14 protein-coding genes are annotated in these 18,861 nt (G+C 43.4%); 4 read left to right on the top strand and 10 right to left on the bottom strand.

Translation table 11 applies throughout. From position 1 onward, the window contains the following. Window positions 1-8: 8 nt before the first annotated feature. From ACWJAF_RS03945 to ACWJAF_RS03910, 8 genes are all read right to left on the bottom strand, one after another. Window positions 9-1,415, bottom strand: coding sequence for a V-type ATP synthase subunit B (locus tag ACWJAF_RS03945; protein WP_296030310.1), 1,407 nt, complete (start codon window positions 1,413-1,415; stop codon window positions 9-11). Window positions 1,416-1,430: 15 nt separating this feature from the next. Then, window positions 1,431-3,203: a V-type ATP synthase subunit A gene (locus tag ACWJAF_RS03940; RefSeq protein WP_448862352.1), complete on the bottom strand. Its 1,773-nt coding sequence runs from the start codon at window positions 3,201-3,203 to the stop codon at window positions 1,431-1,433. Further along, window positions 3,196-3,783, bottom strand: a complete 588-nt coding sequence (locus ACWJAF_RS03935) for a V-type ATP synthase subunit E (RefSeq protein ID WP_296030314.1) — start codon at window positions 3,781-3,783, stop codon at window positions 3,196-3,198. The genes ACWJAF_RS03940 and ACWJAF_RS03935 overlap by 8 nt, the downstream gene beginning before the upstream one ends. A gap of 94 nt (window positions 3,784-3,877) precedes the next feature. Then, window positions 3,878-4,186 (bottom strand): V-type ATP synthase subunit F, encoded by a 309-nt coding sequence (locus ACWJAF_RS03930; RefSeq protein ID WP_296030316.1) that lies wholly within the window; start codon window positions 4,184-4,186, stop codon window positions 3,878-3,880. 1 nt (window position 4,187) lies between these two features. After that, window positions 4,188-4,622, bottom strand: a complete 435-nt coding sequence (locus tag ACWJAF_RS03925) for an ATP synthase subunit C (RefSeq protein WP_296030317.1) — start codon at window positions 4,620-4,622, stop codon at window positions 4,188-4,190. A 143-nt stretch (window positions 4,623-4,765) separates the two neighbouring features. Further along, window positions 4,766-6,706 carry a V-type ATP synthase subunit I gene (locus tag ACWJAF_RS03920; protein ID WP_448862350.1) on the bottom strand — a complete coding sequence of 647 codons (1,941 nt, stop codon included), beginning with the start codon at window positions 6,704-6,706 and terminating at the stop codon, window positions 4,766-4,768. Further along, the gene (locus tag ACWJAF_RS03915) at window positions 6,703-7,752 is read right to left on the bottom strand and encodes a V0D/AC39 family V-type ATPase subunit (RefSeq protein ID WP_448862348.1); all 1,050 of its coding nucleotides are present in this window, start codon (window positions 7,750-7,752) and stop codon (window positions 6,703-6,705) included. The genes ACWJAF_RS03920 and ACWJAF_RS03915 overlap by 4 nt, the downstream gene beginning before the upstream one ends. Before the next feature lie 3 nt (window positions 7,753-7,755). Continuing rightward, window positions 7,756-8,067: a hypothetical protein gene (locus tag ACWJAF_RS03910; protein ID WP_448862346.1), complete on the bottom strand. Its 312-nt coding sequence runs from the start codon at window positions 8,065-8,067 to the stop codon at window positions 7,756-7,758. Between the two features lie 251 nt (window positions 8,068-8,318). On the opposite strand from ACWJAF_RS03910, the gene trmB reads away from it, so the two are divergent. The 3 genes from trmB to ACWJAF_RS03895 all read left to right on the top strand — a co-directional run bounded on the left by trmB (window position 8,319) and on the right by ACWJAF_RS03895 (window position 11,046). Beyond that, window positions 8,319-8,981 (top strand): tRNA (guanosine(46)-N7)-methyltransferase TrmB, encoded by a 663-nt coding sequence (trmB, locus tag ACWJAF_RS03905; protein ID WP_296091870.1) that lies wholly within the window; start codon window positions 8,319-8,321, stop codon window positions 8,979-8,981. 152 nt (window positions 8,982-9,133) lie between these two features. Next, complete coding sequence (locus tag ACWJAF_RS03900) at window positions 9,134-9,475, top strand: thioredoxin family protein (RefSeq protein WP_296030328.1); 342 nt, start codon at window positions 9,134-9,136, stop codon at window positions 9,473-9,475. Between the two features lie 242 nt (window positions 9,476-9,717). Further along, the gene (locus tag ACWJAF_RS03895) at window positions 9,718-11,046 is read left to right on the top strand and encodes a DUF1002 domain-containing protein (RefSeq protein WP_448862343.1); all 1,329 of its coding nucleotides are present in this window, start codon (window positions 9,718-9,720) and stop codon (window positions 11,044-11,046) included. A 256-nt stretch (window positions 11,047-11,302) separates the two neighbouring features. Here the strand turns inward: ACWJAF_RS03895 and glgB are convergent, their stop codons facing one another. Next, window positions 11,303-13,213: a 1,4-alpha-glucan branching protein GlgB gene (gene glgB, locus ACWJAF_RS03890; RefSeq protein ID WP_448862341.1), complete on the bottom strand. Its 1,911-nt coding sequence runs from the start codon at window positions 13,211-13,213 to the stop codon at window positions 11,303-11,305. Window positions 13,214-13,323: 110 nt separating this feature from the next. Next, window positions 13,324-16,500 carry a pentapeptide repeat-containing protein gene (locus ACWJAF_RS03885; RefSeq protein WP_448862396.1) on the bottom strand — a complete coding sequence of 1,059 codons (3,177 nt, stop codon included), beginning with the start codon at window positions 16,498-16,500 and terminating at the stop codon, window positions 13,324-13,326. A 1,719-nt stretch (window positions 16,501-18,219) separates the two neighbouring features. On the opposite strand from ACWJAF_RS03885, the gene ACWJAF_RS03880 reads away from it, so the two are divergent. Beyond that, window positions 18,220-18,786 (top strand): biotin transporter BioY, encoded by a 567-nt coding sequence (locus ACWJAF_RS03880; protein ID WP_448862339.1) that lies wholly within the window; start codon window positions 18,220-18,222, stop codon window positions 18,784-18,786. The last annotated feature ends 75 nt before the right edge of the window (window positions 18,787-18,861 follow it).

The raw sequence follows: 18,861 nt of genomic DNA, 5'->3' as shown, positions 1-18,861 counted from the left end.
GACACTGTCTACTCTTTTTCATCCTCATCCAGCGTCTCCCGTGTGTCCTTCCAGTACTTATCAATCAGCTTCGTATCGATACGGTCCAGCTCTTCTTTTGGCAGCAATCCAAGCAGCTCCCATCCAAGATCCAGTGTCTCCATCATCGTACGGTTCTCCGCCGGTCCCTGTCCGATATAACGTTTCTCGAACTCCTGGCCGAACTTCAGATACTGCTTATCAATCGGCGACAACTCATCCTCACCAATGACAGATGCCAGGTTTCTCGCTTCTCCAACCTTGGCATAAGCCGAGAATAGCTGGTTCGCCAGATCCTGATGATCTTCTCTTGTGTAGCCTTTTCCGATACCATCCTTCATAAGTCTGGACAGCGACGGCAGGATACTGATCGGCGGATAGACCGCCTGCCCGTGAAGGTTACGGTCCAGTACGATCTGCCCTTCTGTAATGTATCCTGTCAGGTCCGGAATCGGATGCGTGATATCATCATTTGGCATCGTAAGGATTGGAAGCTGGGTCACCGAACCATTGGCCCCATCTACAATACCTGCACGTTCATAGATCGTTGCAAGCTCACTGTATAAATATCCCGGATATCCTTTTCTCGACGGAATCTCACCACGAGAAGAAGACACCTCACGCATCGCTTCTGCAAATGAAGTCATGTCCGTTAAGATAACCAGTATATGCATATTTTTTTCAAATGCCAGATACTCAGCCACCGTCAGCGCAACCTTCGGCGTGATCAGACGCTCCACAACCGGATCATTTGCCAGATTAAGGAACATGCACACATGGTCTGCAACTCCACTTTCTTCGAATGTCTTACGGAAGAATTCCGCCACATCATGTTTAACACCCATAGCGCCAAATACAACCGCGAACTGCTCATCCGAATTATCACCAAGTGATGCCTGTTTTACAATCTGCGCCGCAAGCTGGTCATGCGGCAGACCATTTCCGGAGAATATCGGAAGCTTCTGTCCACGGATCAGCGTCGTCAGTCCATCAATTGCCGAGATTCCGGTACGGATATAGTTCCTCGGATACTCACGTCTTACCGGATTCAGCGGAAGCCCGTTCACGTCACGTCTCTGCGCATCCGTGATCGGTCCAAGCCCGTCGATCGGCTCCCCGATTCCGTTAAATGTACGCCCAAGCATTTCCTCAGACACGGTTACTTCCATCGGGTGACCCGTAAGTCTTGTGTGTGTATTATCAAGAGACATATTTTCCGTCCCTTCGAATACCTGTATCACAGCTTTGTCTTCATCAAGCTCCACGATACGTCCCATTTTTCTTGTATTATGATCTACGATAAATTCCACAATCTCATCATAAAATGCATTCTCCACGCCTTCTAACACGACGAGAGGACCGTTGATACTACTAAGTCCAAGATATTCTATTGCCATCTTACGTCCCTCCCTTTACGCATTTTTCTCGATGACACGGTTATAAAAGTCATCGATATCCCGTTTATACAGATCCAGAAGCTGCAGATTATCATTCGGCACATCATACTTGACCGCAATGACCTTTTCAAATATACCCTCTGCCTTCAACACCGACATCGGCATGCCCATTGCCACAAGTTTCCGGCTCGTCTTATACAGATACAGGATCACATCCATCATCTTAAACTGCTTCTCAAGCGATACGCACGTATCATCCTTGTGAAATGCATTCTGCTGCAGGAATCCCAGACGGATCACCTTCGCAATCTCCAGAATCAGCTTCTGATCATCCGGAAGCACATCCCCTCCGATCAGTTTTACAATCTCCATCAGACTGCTCTCCTGATTCAGAAGTGCCATCAGACGGTTTCTGTAATCTACAAACTTCGGCGATACATTGTCTGCATACCATCCGCTTAAGTCCGTCAGATATTCGCTGTAACTGCTCAGCCAGTGGATTGCGGGAAAATGTCTCGCATACGCAAGTGATTTATCAAGCCCCCAGAAACACCGCACAAAACGCTTGGTATTCTGCGTTACCGGTTCAGAGAAATCACCGCCCTGCGGAGATACCGCACCGATAATCGACACCGATCCGGTTGCGCCGTTTAATGTCTGCATCATACCCGCTCTTTCATAGAACGCCGACAGTCTCGATGCCAGATACGCCGGGAATCCTTCTTCTGCCGGCATCTCCTCCAGACGTCCGGACAGCTCCCTGAGTGCCTCTGCCCATCTCGACGTAGAATCCGCCATGATCGCCACATCATATCCCATATCACGGTAATATTCTGCCAGCGTAAGTCCCGTATAGATTGATGCCTCACGGGCAGCTACCGGCATATTCGAAGTATTGGCAATCAGCGTCGTTCTGTCCATCAGTGGATTCCCAGACTTTGGATCGACCAGTTCCGAGAACTCTTCCAGAACCTGTGTCATCTCATTGCCACGCTCACCGCATCCGATATATATGATAATATCCGCATCCGACCATTTTGCGATCTGATGCTGTGTCATCGTTTTTCCCGTACCAAATCCCCCAGGGATCGCTGCGGTACCACCTTTGGCGATCGGAAACATCGTATCCAGAATTCTCTGTCCGGTCACAAGCGGTACGCTTGCCGGATATCTTCTGCTCACCGGTCTTGGTACACGGATCGGCCAGTGCTGCGTCATGCTAAGCTCTTTCTTTTCGCCGTTAAATAACTCAATCGTCACCAGTGTATCATCAATCGTATAATCTCCATCCGGTACAACCGATACAACCGTTCCTTCCACTCCCGGAGGAACCATACATTTGTGCACAATAGCTCTCGTCTCCGGCACTTCAGCAATGATCGTGCCACCCTGTACCAGATCTCCTTCTGCCACCGTAATATGCGTCTCCCAGAGCTTCTGCCGGTCCAGTGCATCCACGCTGACACCACGGGTGATAAATGCACCCCCCTGGTCCGCAATCCGCTCCAGCGGCCGCTCTATACCATCGAAAATGTTATTGAGGATTCCCGGCGCCAGTGTCACCGATACCGCTGCCCCGGTTCCTTCCACAAGCTCTCCCGGACGCAGTCCGGAAGTCTCCTCATACACCTGTACAGTCGTCCGGTCCTTATCAAGGGAAATGACTTCGCCAACCAGCTTCTCCTCTCCCACATGGACCATCTCCGACATCTTAAACATCGTCTTCCCTTTCAGGTAGATAACCGGGCCATTGATGCCATATATTTTTTCTGTCCTTACGTTATTCACCCTTCACACCTCCCCGGAACAGGAACTTCTGATATTCATTTTCCAGTGCCCCCTTAAATGCATAGTCCACCAGAACATTCTTCTCGGGAACAACCGCACGTACACCTCCGATAAAATCCACTTTGCTGATCGTAAGTGTCATCCCCGTGCGTTCTTCCAGATATGTCTTTTTATCCGCATCCGATGGATTAATATAGATTGTCATCGCCATCCCGGATGCATATTGTGCTGCTTTTTCTATATAACGGATCAGAACCTCTTTGTACTTTTCACTTCTCATGAACTCCAGAAGCTTCAACTGCACTTCTTCAAAAAGCTCTGTCTTTAATTCCGTCTGAACCTTTCCCATTTCCCGTTTTAATTCAAGCTGCGCCTTTGACATTGCCATGTTAAGCTGCTGCTTTGCAGTCACACTCTCCGCACGCACTCTTGTCTCCGACTGCCGTCTGGCTTCGATCTTGTGCTGCTCAAAGACACTCATCAGTGCATCTTCATGCTGCTTTATGATCGCATTCGCCTCAGCTCTTGCTTCTTCCATCGCCGCCGTGCGGATATGCGTGATCTTCTCTTCGTTTGTCAAATGTGCCACCTTCTTCCTAGTCCTGTGATCTTCATTTTCCCGCTGCTTTTTTATTTTCACCTTTGCAGCTTTATCACTACTTTTTTCTACATTTTTATAGTTTCAGCCCTATCGCTTCATTTACATACGACGTGATAAAGTCCTTCTTACGTCCGGTCCCGTGTCTGTCAGGAATTTCAATCAGAAGCGGCATCGTCCGCTCCAGTTTAATCTCGTCGATCAGGTCTGGAAATTCCCTGCCGAATTTTTCCGTCAGCAGAATCACACCAACTTCCTTATCTTCCATGGCATGCTCGATCGCACTACGCAGCTCACCGCGCTCATGCACTACGATTCCATCCACACCTGCCAGACGCATTCCTGTCAGAGTATCGACATTATCACTGATCAGATACATCTTCATCTTACAATTTACCTAAGATCATGAAGGAGATGATCAGTCCGTACAGACACACACCTTCTGCAAGACCTACAAAGATCAGTGACTTACCAAGCGCACTGGAATCTTCGCTGATTGCTCCAAGAGCCGCACTTGCTGCACTTGCAACGGCGATACCACCGCCGACGCAGGAAAGACCGGTTGAAAGTGCTGCTGCCAGGTATCCGAATCCAGTTGCATTCGACGCCGTATTTCCGGCCGCCTCTGCCGCCTGTACCGGATCACCTGCAAAGAGCATAATACCCGCGATCAGAACCGTACTGAAGAAGAAAAATACATTCGTACCAATGGCTCTCTTATAACGTTTCTTCGTCCTCTGTCCGATCAGAAAATATCCAAATGGAATTACAATACTAAGTAACAACGTTGCAACAAATAATAATCTAACTGTCAGGCTCATACCTTCGTCCTCCTGTAAACATATCTTTAAATTCTGTCTTATTACCTTTTCCCTTAATCGTGAAGTTCTCTGAATTGCCAGTTCATTTTCCTTCATCCAGATTCTGAAATTCTTCGAATTACAAAATCCTTTCAACCGTTCTTTTACTTTTCATCACTCTGACTATGAAATGGCTTAAACTCCCGTCCGGTACCTTTATAGAATCTGCTGAACATCTCATAATATTCCAGACGCAGTACCTGGATTCCGACAACCAGACCTTCCAGTCCGCACACCAGAACATTTCCAAGCACAAACACGATCCAGTTCGTATGACCGGCACTCGCACCGGATAACATCAGCACAACCTCCATCATCGCTGCGTGGCTGACGGCAAATGCACCGATTCGCACATAAGAAATGGTATTCGAAAAGTAACTCAGCATCGTCTCGAATAATTCGAAGAACGCCTGCACAAAGAACATAACCTTTCCTTCTTCCATCTTCTTATGCTGCTTTGTCACCAGCTTTCCCAGAGGCTCTTTGAATACAAAAAGAATCACCGGAACTCCAAGGAAGATCACCATCAGGATATTGCCAGGAACCTTATGTCCCGTCATGTACAATACGATCGTCAGCACCAGGAATCCATAGAACACCAGTCCTGCGATACCATTATGGGAAAATAACATATTTTCCAGATCATGACTCTTGACCGAATTGATCACGTTAAAGATCATAACCAGGATATTCAGTCCCATACCAAATGCAATCGCAACCACGAACACCGTATTCAGCTGTCCGATAAACGGCAGATTCGTCATCGCATCCACCGGCCTTAGCCAGTGTGCCTGTATGATATCTTCAAATCCAAATATACTTCCGAACATGAATCCAAAAAATGTCGAGAACAATCCCGCGATCGAGATAATTCCTGCCAGATTGATCTTCTTTGTCAGATACAACAGTCCGCCAAATACGAACAGACACAGTCCCTGGCCGACATCCCCGAACATCGCACCAAAGATAAATGTATACGTCAGCGCCACGAACATCGTCGGATCCATCTCATCATTGGCCGGTAAGCCATACATTCTTATGAACATCTCAAATGGCTTAAAGAACTTTGGATTTTTAAGCTTCGTCGGCGGTTCACCGAAGAATTTTTCTTTATCTTCTTCTACAACAACGAATACCTTATCATCATTCTTTGATTCCGCCAGGAACTGATTCACATCATCTTCGCCCATCCAGCCGCACAGGATATAATAATCTTCTTTATTATCTCCTTCTTCAATTCTCGCTGCCAGTTTACGGACGTCAAAGTTAGTCGCCAGCTCTTCCAAACGTTTTCTTGCGCCCCGCAGCTTCGCTGCATTGCCTTCCATCAGACCTGAGATCTGCTGATCGATCTCTTCAATCTCTTTTTGTTTGTCATCAATGCTTTTTTCCAGTTCCTCACATGCCTGTTCCGGCGTTCCGATATATTCTGTCGGAATCGTGATTCTTTCAAAATGCAGGGAATTGAATACGGAATCTACTTTACTGGAATCTGCATTCGATACAAAATAACATCCATATACATAATTTTCATTTCTGATGCCTTCAATGAATACCGCATTCAGATCATCGAACAGGTACTTCTCCAGACGTTTGTAATAATTCACATCTACACGCCCGAACCGTACTTTCATATATCTGTATTTCATAGCCTTTTGCATATCCAGATCCAGTGTCCTGAACGGTTCCAGAAGCAAAAGCTTCTCCTGGTATTCCTCTACCTGCTTCTTCGTCAGTTCCTTCTTCTCCAGAAGTTCCAGATAATCGTGGTTCACATCACGGATCAGATCCAGCATCTCTTCCTGACTCAGCGACACGTCGATTCTTTGGTTCTCATCCGATAAAAGAGCGGCAAACTGCTCCGCCTTCGCCAGCGGCTCTTTGTAAGGATTCACCTCCACAAACGGCTGCAGGTTATCCGTTGTCTTAAGCTCTGCCGCCGCATTTTCAAGCTGCATCTCATATTTTGACAGATACACCTCGCAGACACGGTCGATGTCATTTTTCGGTCCGCTGATGCTTAAGAACTTCATCTTAACAATCATTGATTCACACCTCCTAAGTATCCTAATGTCTCTCCCTTCGTCAAACCGTAACGGATACACTCAAGGGCTGTCGTTAGTTTATTGATTTCTTCTTCTTTTAAGAACAGATACGTATTAATGATCGCAATCGAATATGGATCATTTCTCTTATCTGTCAGATATAACTTCCGCAGACAATCTTTATACATCTGTTCCAATGTCTTATCGGTCTGCATATAATTATATTTTCTTGCATAGTACGTTTTTTCCACTTCGGCTTCAAACTGCTCCAGTGTCGGCGTCTCCACCAGCGTCTTAAATTCCTCCAGACTGATCCGGTAGTGGATCGGTATCGTCATCGAGTAGATATCCGGCGGCAGCATATGATAATACTTCTTTGCCCTGTAAATCCACTGAAGATTCAAAAGGTCAATCTTCGTTCCATAGTCCTTTAAAAAAATCTTCTGCTCTCTTCCTTTTAGAATTCTTTTGCTTTTCTTCCACATCGTAGAAAAGTAATATACATCAAGCGCCAGATCATAATCAAAAAGTGTCCCCGCCCCGGAATCCCGGATTCTTCCAAGCGCATCATAATATTCGGTATCTTTTAAGTTATCCACAAGCTCATCGATATTTTTAGAAGTTATCAACCGGTCTATGGATATCTGTGAATATCTGTCGAAAAACTCTTTCTTATATTCCAGGTCAAATGGTTTATCATAATGATTGAATACGATCCTTAAGCAGTAATTGATCAGATCCACCTCATACCGTTTCCAGTATAATTTCAGAAATGTCTTCTGCTCCATTCCGGCGAACCGGAAGATTCTGGAATAGTCATCGAACAGCGACTGGTATAATATCTTCTCCACATTGCCCCTGTGATACAGGGAAATGTCCATCTTATTCACATACGGTGCATAAGAACCTTTGCCTTTCAGATATTCTATCGCTTCCGGGACACTGCGGATCCCCGCTATCGTATCAAAATCTTTCTCCGTCAGAAGCTTTGCCGACATCGCACGTACCTTAGTCGTGATTCCACTGTAAGCCATCACATTTCCCATACGCTACACCTCGATCATATGTCTCAGGATCTCTTCCGCATAAGCTTCATGATTTTCCTCATACTCTTTCTTCAGATTCCCGATCGCCGACTGGTTCTTCTTTCTCTCCCGGTCCAGAACCTTCTCTACAGATTCTTCCGATTCTGCCCGGATCTTATTAATCTTCCTCGTCGTCTCTTCTTCCAGTTCTTTATCGAACTGATCTCGTTCATCCTGTATTCTTCTTTCAATTTCTCCTTTTTGCAGTCTGGCATGCTCTACAATTGCCTCTGCCGTCTCTTCTACTTCAGCTAATTTTTCCATTACAGAGTTCATAAAGCACCTCCTTTTTCACATATTTAACAGTGATTCTTTGTTACTTTTTTATTTATGTTATAATAATACACCTATTTTCATAATTTTCCAGTTATATTTTGTTTAAATTGTATTATTTTCTCATCTAATTCCGAATTCTTCTGACAATTTTTACTTCCATTGACTTTTTCATGAACAGACGCTAAACTAAAAAAGATTTGCAAATGTTGAAAATACACTCTAATCCAATGATTACAAGGAGGAACCTATATATGCGTCTTAGAAATATACCACGTGCAGAAGGCGTCCTGGAAGCCTGCAAAGAAGTTGTTAAGAATCCACAGGACTTACACGGAAGCTGGAATCAGGAGTTTGGAAATGACCAGCCACTGCACATTGAGATCGGAATGGGAAAGGGACAGTTCTTACTGACACTTGCCACACGCAACCCACAGATTAACTACATCGGTATCGAAAGATACTCAAGCGTCTTATTACGTGCCGTTGAAAAATATCAGGAACTCGAAGCCACAGAAGAAGGAGCTCCGGAGAACATCCGCTTCATCTGTATGGATGCACACGACCTTCCGGCTGTATTCGATCCGGCAGAAGTATCCCGCATCTACCTGAACTTCTCAGATCCATGGCCAAAGGCACGTCACGCAAGAAGAAGACTGACATCCCAGGAATTCTTCAAGCTCTATGACAAAGTACTTACCGCAGACGGAACCGTAGAGTTCAAGACAGACAACCGTCCGCTTTTTGACTTCTCCGTGGAAGAACTGGAAACTTCCGAACTTTTCGCCTTAGATCAGCTGTCATATGATCTTCATAATGATAGTACGATGAATCAGGGTAATATTATGACAGAATACGAAGCAAAATTTTCTTCTATGGGCAATCCGATCTGCAAGCTGATCGCAAAGCGCCGGTAATTTCATTCCGGCATCCTCATCCCCGTCTTTTATATAATATAGAAGACGGGGATTTTAATTTCTCATCCGGTATATACTTGGGAACTGTTTTACGTTTTCTATCATATATTAATAGAGAGCATATTTTATGAATCCCGAAAGGACTGGAGCTTATGTTACATCTGACAACACAAAGTTTTAAATCCGAACTTCAGAAAAGCCCTGCTCCTGCTGTTGTTATGTTCTATGCCATCTGGTGCGGAAAATGTGCCATGATGCGCCCTGTCATAGAAGATCTGGAAGCCAGATACCTCCGCAAATATCCCAATGCTCCAATGATACGCTTCTTTGAAGTAGATACTTCCGAATCCGAGCTTCTCGCCGTTCAATACCAGATCGACCTGATCCCGGCATTTCTCATATTCCGGGATCAGGAAGTCGTCGCGGCTATGCAGGGTGTCATTCCTGCGGATGCATTTGAAAAGCGGCTTTTACAGCTCATTCTGAATACATGATATGTCATACAGAATTTTCAGTTCAGAAAATTTCTTCCTGCGGACACCACCTACAGAAAATCTTTAGAAATAGTTAATTTATATTTCCTTGAAAATATCTTTATTTATGATATATTAAAACGGTAACCGGCATGTCTGGGAAATCATATCACTTCCTTTCGTGCCAAATAACACAGACCGTTACTGTTCCTACAGTAACCACAATATTCAAAAAAGGGGGCATGGTGTACACACCACGCATTATGAAAAATTTAAAAAGAGCATTACCAGTTGCTATGGCAGTCGTACTTGGTTCTACTGCAGCACCACTGGTCGTAAAGGCAGACACTTCCAAAGTTGTAACGATCGGAGCGAACCTGTCAGATTCACAGAAGCAGTCCATGTACGAATATTTCGGAACTTCTTCCGATAAGGTAGAGAACATCGAAGTTACCAATGCGGATGAACGAAAATATCTCGAAGGCGTTGCACCGGATTCGCAGATCGGAACCCGCACCTACAGCTGTTCTTATGTAGAACCTACGACAAGCGGAGGTATCCAGGTTAAAGTATCCAATCTGACCTATGTAACAAGTTCCATGATTTCCAGTACACTTCTGACATCTGGTGTTGAGAACTGTAATGTTGTTGCCGCTTCACCAATCGAAGTATCCGGTACCGGAGCACTTACAGGTATCATGATGGCATACGAAAAAGCCAGCGGAACCAAGTTAAGCGAAGACCAGAAAGAAACTGCCAACCAGGAACTGGTTACAACCAGTGACCTTGCAGACTCTGTCGGTCAGGAAAAAGCAACTGACGTCATGAACGATGCAAAGCAGAGCGTCATCAAAGACAAATTAACAGATTCCGACGACATCCAGAATGCAGTCGAAGACGCAGCAAAGAATAATAACGTCACACTTACAGACGAACAGCTCGCAAAGATCACACAGCTGATGGAAAGCATCTCCCAGTATGACTATGATGTCAAAGCATTAAAATCCACACTGGATAACATTGATGGTAAGAGCGGCGGATTCTTCTCAAACCTCTGGAATTCCATCAAGGGTGTCTTTGGCGGAAGTGATTCTTCCGACGGCGGTATCATCAACGACACAGACGACAGTGCACTCGGAGATAATGTAGTTTCTAACAGCACACTGGATTCTGATAACAGTTCAGACAACAGCTCAGATAGTAGCGCTTCTGACAGCAGCGACAACAGTGACGATACAGGTTTCTTTGGAAAGATTAAGAAGTTCTTCCAGGATCTCTTCGGAGGAAGCTCCAAAGATGATTCAACAGAAAATGCTGACAGCAATTCAAAAAACGATGATGCAGATACAGAAGATTCCAACGCTTCCGATACAACAGAATCTTCCGATACTGCAAATACAGAAGACCAGACTCTGAACGGAGATGCTTCTGCTACAGAAGATACTACATCTGAAACATACCAGGATCAGAATGATGCATCTTCCGAATCCTCAGGTTCCGACCAGAGTACATCCGAAGATAACAGCACATCCGGTTCTTCAAACACAGATAGCAATTCGTCTGAGAACACTGACAGTACTACTGCAAATTAGTGCTTCTTCTGAACGCATAATGATTCATAAAGGACTGCCATTGACTGGCAGTTCTTTATGTTTATCTATGGATCATCTACATGAGCTGTCACCTACCGAACCTGCCGCTGACACCACCTTACAGATTCTTTGACAAATGGCAGCTCCTTTCGAACGCACGGCGATTCAAAACACAAAAAAAGACTACCGGCACAACATTCTTTTCCCACTCATCACTAAAGGAAATTTTTATCATGCCTGTAGTCTTTTTTATATTTTAAAATTCAAATACCGCAACCCCATAAGGCGGCAGTTTATATGCAAATGAATATGGTCTTCCATCGCATTCTTTCGCTTCTGCTTTATACGTCTTCGGACGTGTCTCACCCGTTCCGCCGTATTTCTCATCGTCACTGTTCAGGATCAGTTTGTACTGTTTCTTTCTCGGTACGCCAACTCTGTAATCCTCTCTCTCCATAGGAGTAAAGTTGCATACAAACAACAGATTACGCTTGGAATCTTTGGAGTGTCTCATAAAGCTATAGATACTTCTGTATGCATCATCCGCATTGATCCATTCGAATCCTTCCCAGCTCTGATCCATCTCATACAGAGCCTTATGTCTCTTATACATATGTAACAGGTCTTTCACCCACGTCTGCATCTGTACATGCTCCGGCTCTCCAAGCAGGAACCAGTCAAGTTCTCTTTCCTCACTCCACTCACGAAGCTGTGCGAATTCCTGACCCATGAAAAGCAGTTTCTTTCCTGCGTGTCCCATCATAAATGCATAAGCTGCCTTTAAGTTCGCATATTTATCAAATCCAAGCCCCGGCATCTTATTGATCATCGAGCACTTCAGATGTACCACCTCATCATGCGACAGTACCAGGATATAATTCTCACTGTACGCGTAGCTCATGGCAAATGTCATCAGATGATGATTATCCTTACGGAAATATGGATCCAGCTTCATATATTCTGTAAAGTCATGCATCCATCCCATGTTCCACTTCAAACTGAATCCCAGTCCGTCATCTTCCACATCACCCGTAACCTTCGGCCATGCAGTAGACTCTTCCGCAATCATAAGCGCTCCCGGATTACGTCCAAGCACCACCGAATTCAGATGCTTGAAGAAATCGATTGCCTCCAGGTTCTTATTCTCGCCATATTTATTTGCAACCCATTCACCGTCTTTCCGGCCATAGTCCAGATACAGCATCGATGCAACCGCATCCACACGAAGTCCGTCTACGTGGAACTTCTCAACCCAGAACAATGCATTCGAGATCAGGAAATTCCGCACTTCATTCTTTCCAAAGTCAAATACTTTGGTACCCCAGTCCGGGTGCTCTCCAAGTCTTGGGTCGGCATACTCATAAGTCGGTGTTCCGTCAAAATCAGCCAGTCCATGTGCATCCTTTGGAAAATGTGCCGGTACCCAGTCAAGGATTACTCCAATCTTATTCTTATGCAGGTAATTGATCATCCATGCAAAATCTTCCGGTGTTCCATATCTGGATGTCGGTGCATAATACCCTGTCACCTGATATCCCCAGGATCCGTCAAACGGATGCTCCGCAATTCCCATCAGCTCTACGTGTGTATAACCCATCTTCTTCACATATTTTGTAATGGCTCTGGCAAATTCCCGGTATGTATAGAATCCTTCATCATCTCTTCCCGGATGGCGCATCCATGATCCGATATGTACTTCATACACGGACATCGGCTCATGATGATGATCCCATGTCTTTCTCTTTTCCATCCAGTCCGCATCTGTCCATTTCAGATTCTCGATGTCAGTAATTCTGGATGCCGTGCCCGGTCTTAATTCCGCATAATTCGCATATGGATCTGCTTTAAAGATCTGCTCTCCACTGTAAGTCTCGATACAGTATTTATACATATCCAGCTTCTTTGCTCCCGGAACAAAGCAGGTATGGATTCCAAGTGGTTCTTCCCTTGTCATCGGGTTTGCTTCTGTATCCCAGTCATTAAACTCACCGACTACAGATACTGACTTTGCATGTGGTGCCCACACCGCAAAATATGCACCTTTTCTTCTTCCGTTCTGTACCAGGTGCGCACCAAGCTTTTTATACACTTCGTAATGATTGCCCTGTCCCAGAAGGTATTGATCCAGCTCGCCTATTTCATATGGTTTCTTCTTTTTTTCAGCCATAATTACCCCTCGCATTTCTGTCGCATTTTATAAACTTATTATACTTTAGTAAATAACAAAAAGAAAGGGTTTTGGCATTTTAGTTTGCCAAAACCCTATCAAAATTCGACTTAAAATCTAAAATCTTCTTCTTTCAAAATAATTCTGTCGGAAGAATCTGTTCCCTTACCAAATACACGTCTTGCAAGGTGTTTTACATTCGCTCTCTGGGAATGAGAAATTGCTGCATCCATGATTTCTTTTACTTCTGCAACAGATACTGCATGGTCTTCTCTCTGCATAACATCGATACGGCTGTACAGTGCAAGGATTCCCATCTCATCCAGCTTGTATCCATTTTCCTTCGCATATGTCTGACCGAATGTTACCAGCTCATCATTGATGAATACCGGAAGCTCCAGTCTTGAACTGAATTTCTTCTTGAAGTCCGGATTAGCTGTCATCAGACGCTCCAGTGGTTTTCTCTGATCTTCCAGAACGAAGAGCAGCTCGCCTGTCTTCTTCTCCATCAGGTAGTTCAGTTCTTTTACAGTTCTTGAATTCAGCTTGCCAGCTCCTTCAATGATGATTGCTCCACCACGAAGTTTCTGAATGATATTAGTAAGCTCTTTCTTATTCAGCGACTCGCCTGTAACGATTGCTACTTTTCCTTGTTTCAGATTTCTCTGTTTCTGGATCGCTTTTACGATATCCACTGCAAGAACCGTCTTTCCAGATCCTTTTCTACCAATTACCAGAAGGTTACCGGTCTTTGAAGTTCCCTCTCTCTGGGCTCTTCTGTCATTGTCCAGAACCTCTACGATCTGTTCACTCATTCCTCTTACCGGAACGAAATATGAGAATAACTTCTTCTGCTCTTCTGTAAGTCCGGCTTTCAGACCAATCTCACTTGTAGCACTTAAGTCATATCTTCCTGTTACAACAAATCCTGTATCAAACGGAACTCCCATTCCCTTTGACTTTCTGATTCTTTCCTGAATCTCTTCTTCGGATGGCTCTTCGATTACAAGTTCTTCCTCTTCTTCAGGCTCTTCTTCAATGCTGTCTTCTTCGAAGTCGGCCTCATCAAAATCTGCCTCGTCAAAGTCTTCTTCTTCAAAATCTTCTTCGAAGTCATTCTCATCAGCAGTTACTTCTTCAAAATCACCGGCTTCAAAACCATCTTCGAAATCTGTCTCTGCGTCATCTACATCCTGGAAATCTTCTTCAAAATCAGCTTCGTCTACTTCCGGAGTTTCAACTTCAGTGACATCAGCTTCTACTTCCGGAACTTCAGCTTCTTCAAAGTCAGCTTCCATCTCAGGAGCTTCTTCAGTCTCAAGCTCTATCTCCTCAGCTGTCTCTTCGAAGTCGGCCTCGTCAAAATCTGCTTCTTCGAAGTCTTCTTCATCAAACTCGGCTTCGTCAAAATCTGCCTCGTCAAAATCTGCTTCTTCGAAGTCTTCTTCACCAAACTCAGCTTCTTCGAGTTCACTTTCTTCAAAATCAACTTCTTTTGCTTCCGGGGAATCTGCTTCATCTGTTTCCTGGAAACTTTCTTCCTGGGAGTCTGCTTCCCCGGCTTCCTGGAAATCAGCCTCTTCAAAGTCAGCTTCTTCAAAATCCGCTTCTTCAAAGTCTTCTTCATCAAACTCGGCTTCTTCAAAATCCGCCTCGTCGAAATCATCCTCTCCAGTATCCTCTTTCAGCTCCCCCACTGGAAAATTTCCAGTATTCTGATCCATATCGGCAAGTTCTTCTTCGATTCCATCAATGAAATCTGCTTCCATATCGGTCATCTCTTCAAAATCATCTTCGAAGAAATCTTCTTCCGATTCCTCATTTTCACTTCCCATCTGTTCCATCAGGCGGACAATATCATCCGGGATACGCTGTGTCTTTCCAGTTGCTTCCTGATTCTGTTCTGCTATCTTAGCAACTTCTTCAGCTACCTTCTTTGCTGCTTCTTCTTCGGTCGCTTTTCTTGCTGCCTCTTCTTCGGCTGCCTTCTTTGCTGCTTCCTCAGCTGCCTTTCTTGCCGCCTCTTCTTCAGCTGCTTTCTTTTCTGCTTCCTCAGCTGCTTTTCTTGCTGCCTCTTCTTCGGCTGCCTTCTTTGCTGCTTCCTCAGCTGCTTTTCTTGCCGCCTCTTCTTCGGCTGCCTTTTTCGCTGCTTCCTCGGCCGCTTTTCTTGCTGCCTCTTCCTCAGCGGCTTTCTTCGCTGCCTCTTCAGCTGCTTTTCTTTCTTCTTCCTGTTTGATTCTTGCCTGCTCTCTTTCTTTCTGCAGACGTTCCTCATCTTCCGCTTTCTGCTTTGCAATGGCTTCTTCATTCACCTTCTGCTTTGCTTCCCACTTCATCAGGATATCATCAATCATCATCTGACCTGCTGCAAGGATGTCATCTTCCTTTTTCTTCATGGCCTTTTCTTCTATATTAATGCTCTTTGCAACGGATGCTGCTGCCTTCGCTGCAACAGGTGTTTTCTCTTCTGCTACAGGTGCTGCAACCGGCTTTTCTTCCACAATCTCTGCTTCCTGTACCGGACTGACAGTCTCAGCTTCCACAGCTTCAGTTTCTACAACTTCTGCTTCCGGAGTCTCTTGCGTCTCCACTACTTCCGGCTGAACTTCCTGTACTACTTCTTCCTCTTCTTCAACCTCATTATCATCATCCACCTCTTCCAGTGTTGACTTTGGAGGTTCTGTCACTGCTGCCGGACGTTTCTTAACTGCTCCCGGACGGCTGTCATACTTCTCCTGCTGAAGCGGTGTCAGCGGTTTGTATTTCATTTTCAGTTCCATTGCAAGATATACGTATTTACCCTCACTGAACCAAAGGATCAGATCGTCACATTCTTCCAGACATTCTGCTGTCATTTCAGCTTCGTCATACAGCTTTGCTAACTCATACGCCCATTTTTCAATATATTCTGCTTTCTTAAATTCTTCCAAAGCTGCGATCTGTTCTGAGACCGGTGCTCCCTGCGTTCTCAGAATCTTATATCTTAAAATATACTGGTTCGGATCCTTTGGCGCCATGCTTATGAATTCTTCATAACATGCCGTTGCTTCTTTTACATCATTGATCTTCAATGCCAGTGTTCCCAGACGGTATACGACCTTCCGGCTTGCAGGTGCCCTGTCAAAAGCCTGAAGTAATACTTCTCTTCCCTTCTGGAACTCTCCGTTATATTCATAAATTTCACTTACAGTATTCAGCATAGATGCGTTCTTTACCCTCCGCCAGTCTATACTGTCAGCAATTTCCATTGCATCTTTGTACTGCTTTTTCTCCAGATGTCTCAACATCTGCTCGGTTTTCGCCCTATATTCATATTTATCCAATATCTCTCACCTCAAATATTTATTTGAAAACAGCGTATTGTCCTACAATTTTACTTATATAAGTTTATCATATGACCTACCCAATGTCAAAATATCCGGTTAAATATGTTAAAAAAATATTACAAAAGTTACAGAATTTTACCAAAAAACAGCCATCATAATTTTCTTTAACTATGATGGCTGTTATATATTCAATTTTATCATATTCTTTTTAATTTATAATCGAAGATTTTATCTTTATTTTCCTATTCCCTCGTAGCCTGTTGCTAATTCGATAATATGTGATATAACCTTTCAGTTACTTGATACTTCTATTATTTATAATTACATCACTCAATAATTTTTATCTGTAATTTTTTAATTATATCATATCAATTATTCCGTAATCTGCATTACCTGATAATTGTAATGCTATAATTTTCTATTTAGATAACAATTATAACTTCGTAATTTTGTTATTTAATAGGTTTATCAATTATAACTTTTCAGTTATTAATATTTAATCTTCTTAGACTTAGAATATTATTTAAATTTATTATCTAATGTTTCTTTACACATTTTATAATATCTTTAAATATGTGGTATTCTGTTCAATATGTCTGCAGTTTTATATGTTTATCCGGTTTATATTTCTCCGATTTTTATTTTATACTGAATCTCCTCTACCGGCCTTTTATCTTATATTATAAAGGCTTACTCTATGGGAATTTTTTACTGCCATACCACTAACATACTGATTCGATGATTCAACTGTGTCCATTGGATTAAGCCTCCTTTTCGTAAATTTCCAATTTTCTGTAGAACCTTTTAGTTTGGTTTCTTACAGATTCTTTGACAACTTAATACCTCACCGACATATGAAATATTTAGTTTTTCATCCTCTACAAACGTTTTTCTATTCTCTATCTATATATTATATAAGTTGATATTTATTATTTCATCTCTCTATCAGATTCTAAAACATATCGCCGTGATATCCATTTTATAATCTTTAAACCATCCATTCTCTTTTCACTTCTACGATTTACTTTACAATATCAGGTGTCCGATGCCTTACCAAACATTTGATATCTATATCTCGTATCATTGATTTTTAATGAACTGAGAATTATAATAAAACATTCTTCTTATGGAATATACGATATTGAATTTTCAAGATTCCCTTTCTCGTCAGGAAGTCTTTTTTGTTTATTTTGGATTTCCTTTGGATTGATTACATCATACCATCCGCACCCTTATTTGTCAATACTTTTTAAATATATTTTCTATTATTTTTCATTATTTTTTATTTTCTTTTAAATTGTCTGATTTTAATATATTTATTTTATTGTTTGCACAATACTATACACTTTCTTACACAGCAAAATGTTAAGTGTTCTATCATAACTAAGTGCTAATTGTTAACTTATCTGCATTTCAGGTTGACATTTTTCTTTTTTCATTTTATACTGCCTTTATATGATGCTAGAGTGCGTCTGAAAAATGTTTTCTGCCACACTCCAGGGATTGATACGAAGTTACGCTGCATATACAGATACGAATATCACAAACAGCATTTAACCTTTTAATCCCGACATCTTTACACCCCGGGTTCAATACAGCCCGCAATATGTACTATACAAAGAAAGGAGTTCTGCCAACAATATCTTTTCAGATACACTCCGGCGGCAGACACATAAACTTATGAAAGACATAGCTAACAGCACAACAACAAACAAATTCTCCACTCGCAGACTAGTGCTCATCGCACTGATAACAGCAATCACCTGTATCTTCGCACCACTTGCCATCCCGATTCCGATCAGTCCGGTACCGATCAGTCTTACTAACCTCGTGATCATGATCAGTATCTACGTACTTGGCTTTAAAGATGCGACCATCAGCTACGTTGTATATCTCCTTCTCGGACTTGTAGGTCTTCCGGTCTTCTCTGGATTTACCGGCGGAATTGGAAAAATCGCAGGCCCTACCGGTGGATATCTGGTCGGATTCATCTTCCTGACTCTGATCGCAGGACTGTTTGTTGAAAAATTCCCACATAACAGAGTTCTTGCCGTTGTCGGTATGGTCATCGGAATGGCGATTACATACATCTTTGGTACAGAATGGCTTGCCATCCAGCTTAAGATGACATTTGTTGCCGCACTTTCTGTTGGAGTTATTCCTTACCTGGCCGGTGATGCAGTAAAAATCATCATTGCAATTATCGTCGGACCTGCACTTCGCAGCCGCTTAAGCAAGATGCAGTAAGCAATGGAGGAATCCGGGTGCCATCCAACGCACCCGGATTCCTCCATTGCTGCACATTTTCTCAAACCTCGGATA

The sequence above is a fragment of the Dorea sp. genome (assembly GCF_977044405.1).
This window is presented reverse-complemented; position numbering and strand designations above follow the sequence as displayed.

Coding starts and splice junctions, on each gene's coding strand:
- ACWJAF_RS03925 (WP_296030317.1), bottom strand. CDS start 4,622: ATGAGCCTGACAGTTAGATTATTATTTGTTGCAACGTTGTTACTTAGT.
- trmB (WP_296091870.1), top strand. CDS start 8,319: ATGCGTCTTAGAAATATACCACGTGCAGAAGGCGTCCTGGAAGCCTGC.
- ACWJAF_RS03930 (WP_296030316.1), bottom strand. CDS start 4,186: ATGAAGATGTATCTGATCAGTGATAATGTCGATACTCTGACAGGAATG.
- ACWJAF_RS03910 (WP_448862346.1), bottom strand. CDS start 8,067: ATGAACTCTGTAATGGAAAAATTAGCTGAAGTAGAAGAGACGGCAGAG.
- glgB (WP_448862341.1), bottom strand. CDS start 13,213: ATGGCTGAAAAAAAGAAGAAACCATATGAAATAGGCGAGCTGGATCAA.
- ACWJAF_RS03900 (WP_296030328.1), top strand. CDS start 9,134: ATGTTACATCTGACAACACAAAGTTTTAAATCCGAACTTCAGAAAAGC.
- ACWJAF_RS03885 (WP_448862396.1), bottom strand. CDS start 16,500: ATGTTGAGACATCTGGAGAAAAAGCAGTACAAAGATGCAATGGAAATT.
- ACWJAF_RS03920 (WP_448862350.1), bottom strand. CDS start 6,706: ATGATTGTTAAGATGAAGTTCTTAAGCATCAGCGGACCGAAAAATGAC.
- ACWJAF_RS03945 (WP_296030310.1), bottom strand. CDS start 1,415: ATGGCAATAGAATATCTTGGACTTAGTAGTATCAACGGTCCTCTCGTC.
- ACWJAF_RS03895 (WP_448862343.1), top strand. CDS start 9,718: ATGAAAAATTTAAAAAGAGCATTACCAGTTGCTATGGCAGTCGTACTT.
- ACWJAF_RS03880 (WP_448862339.1), top strand. CDS start 18,220: ATGAAAGACATAGCTAACAGCACAACAACAAACAAATTCTCCACTCGC.
- ACWJAF_RS03915 (WP_448862348.1), bottom strand. CDS start 7,752: ATGGGAAATGTGATGGCTTACAGTGGAATCACGACTAAGGTACGTGCG.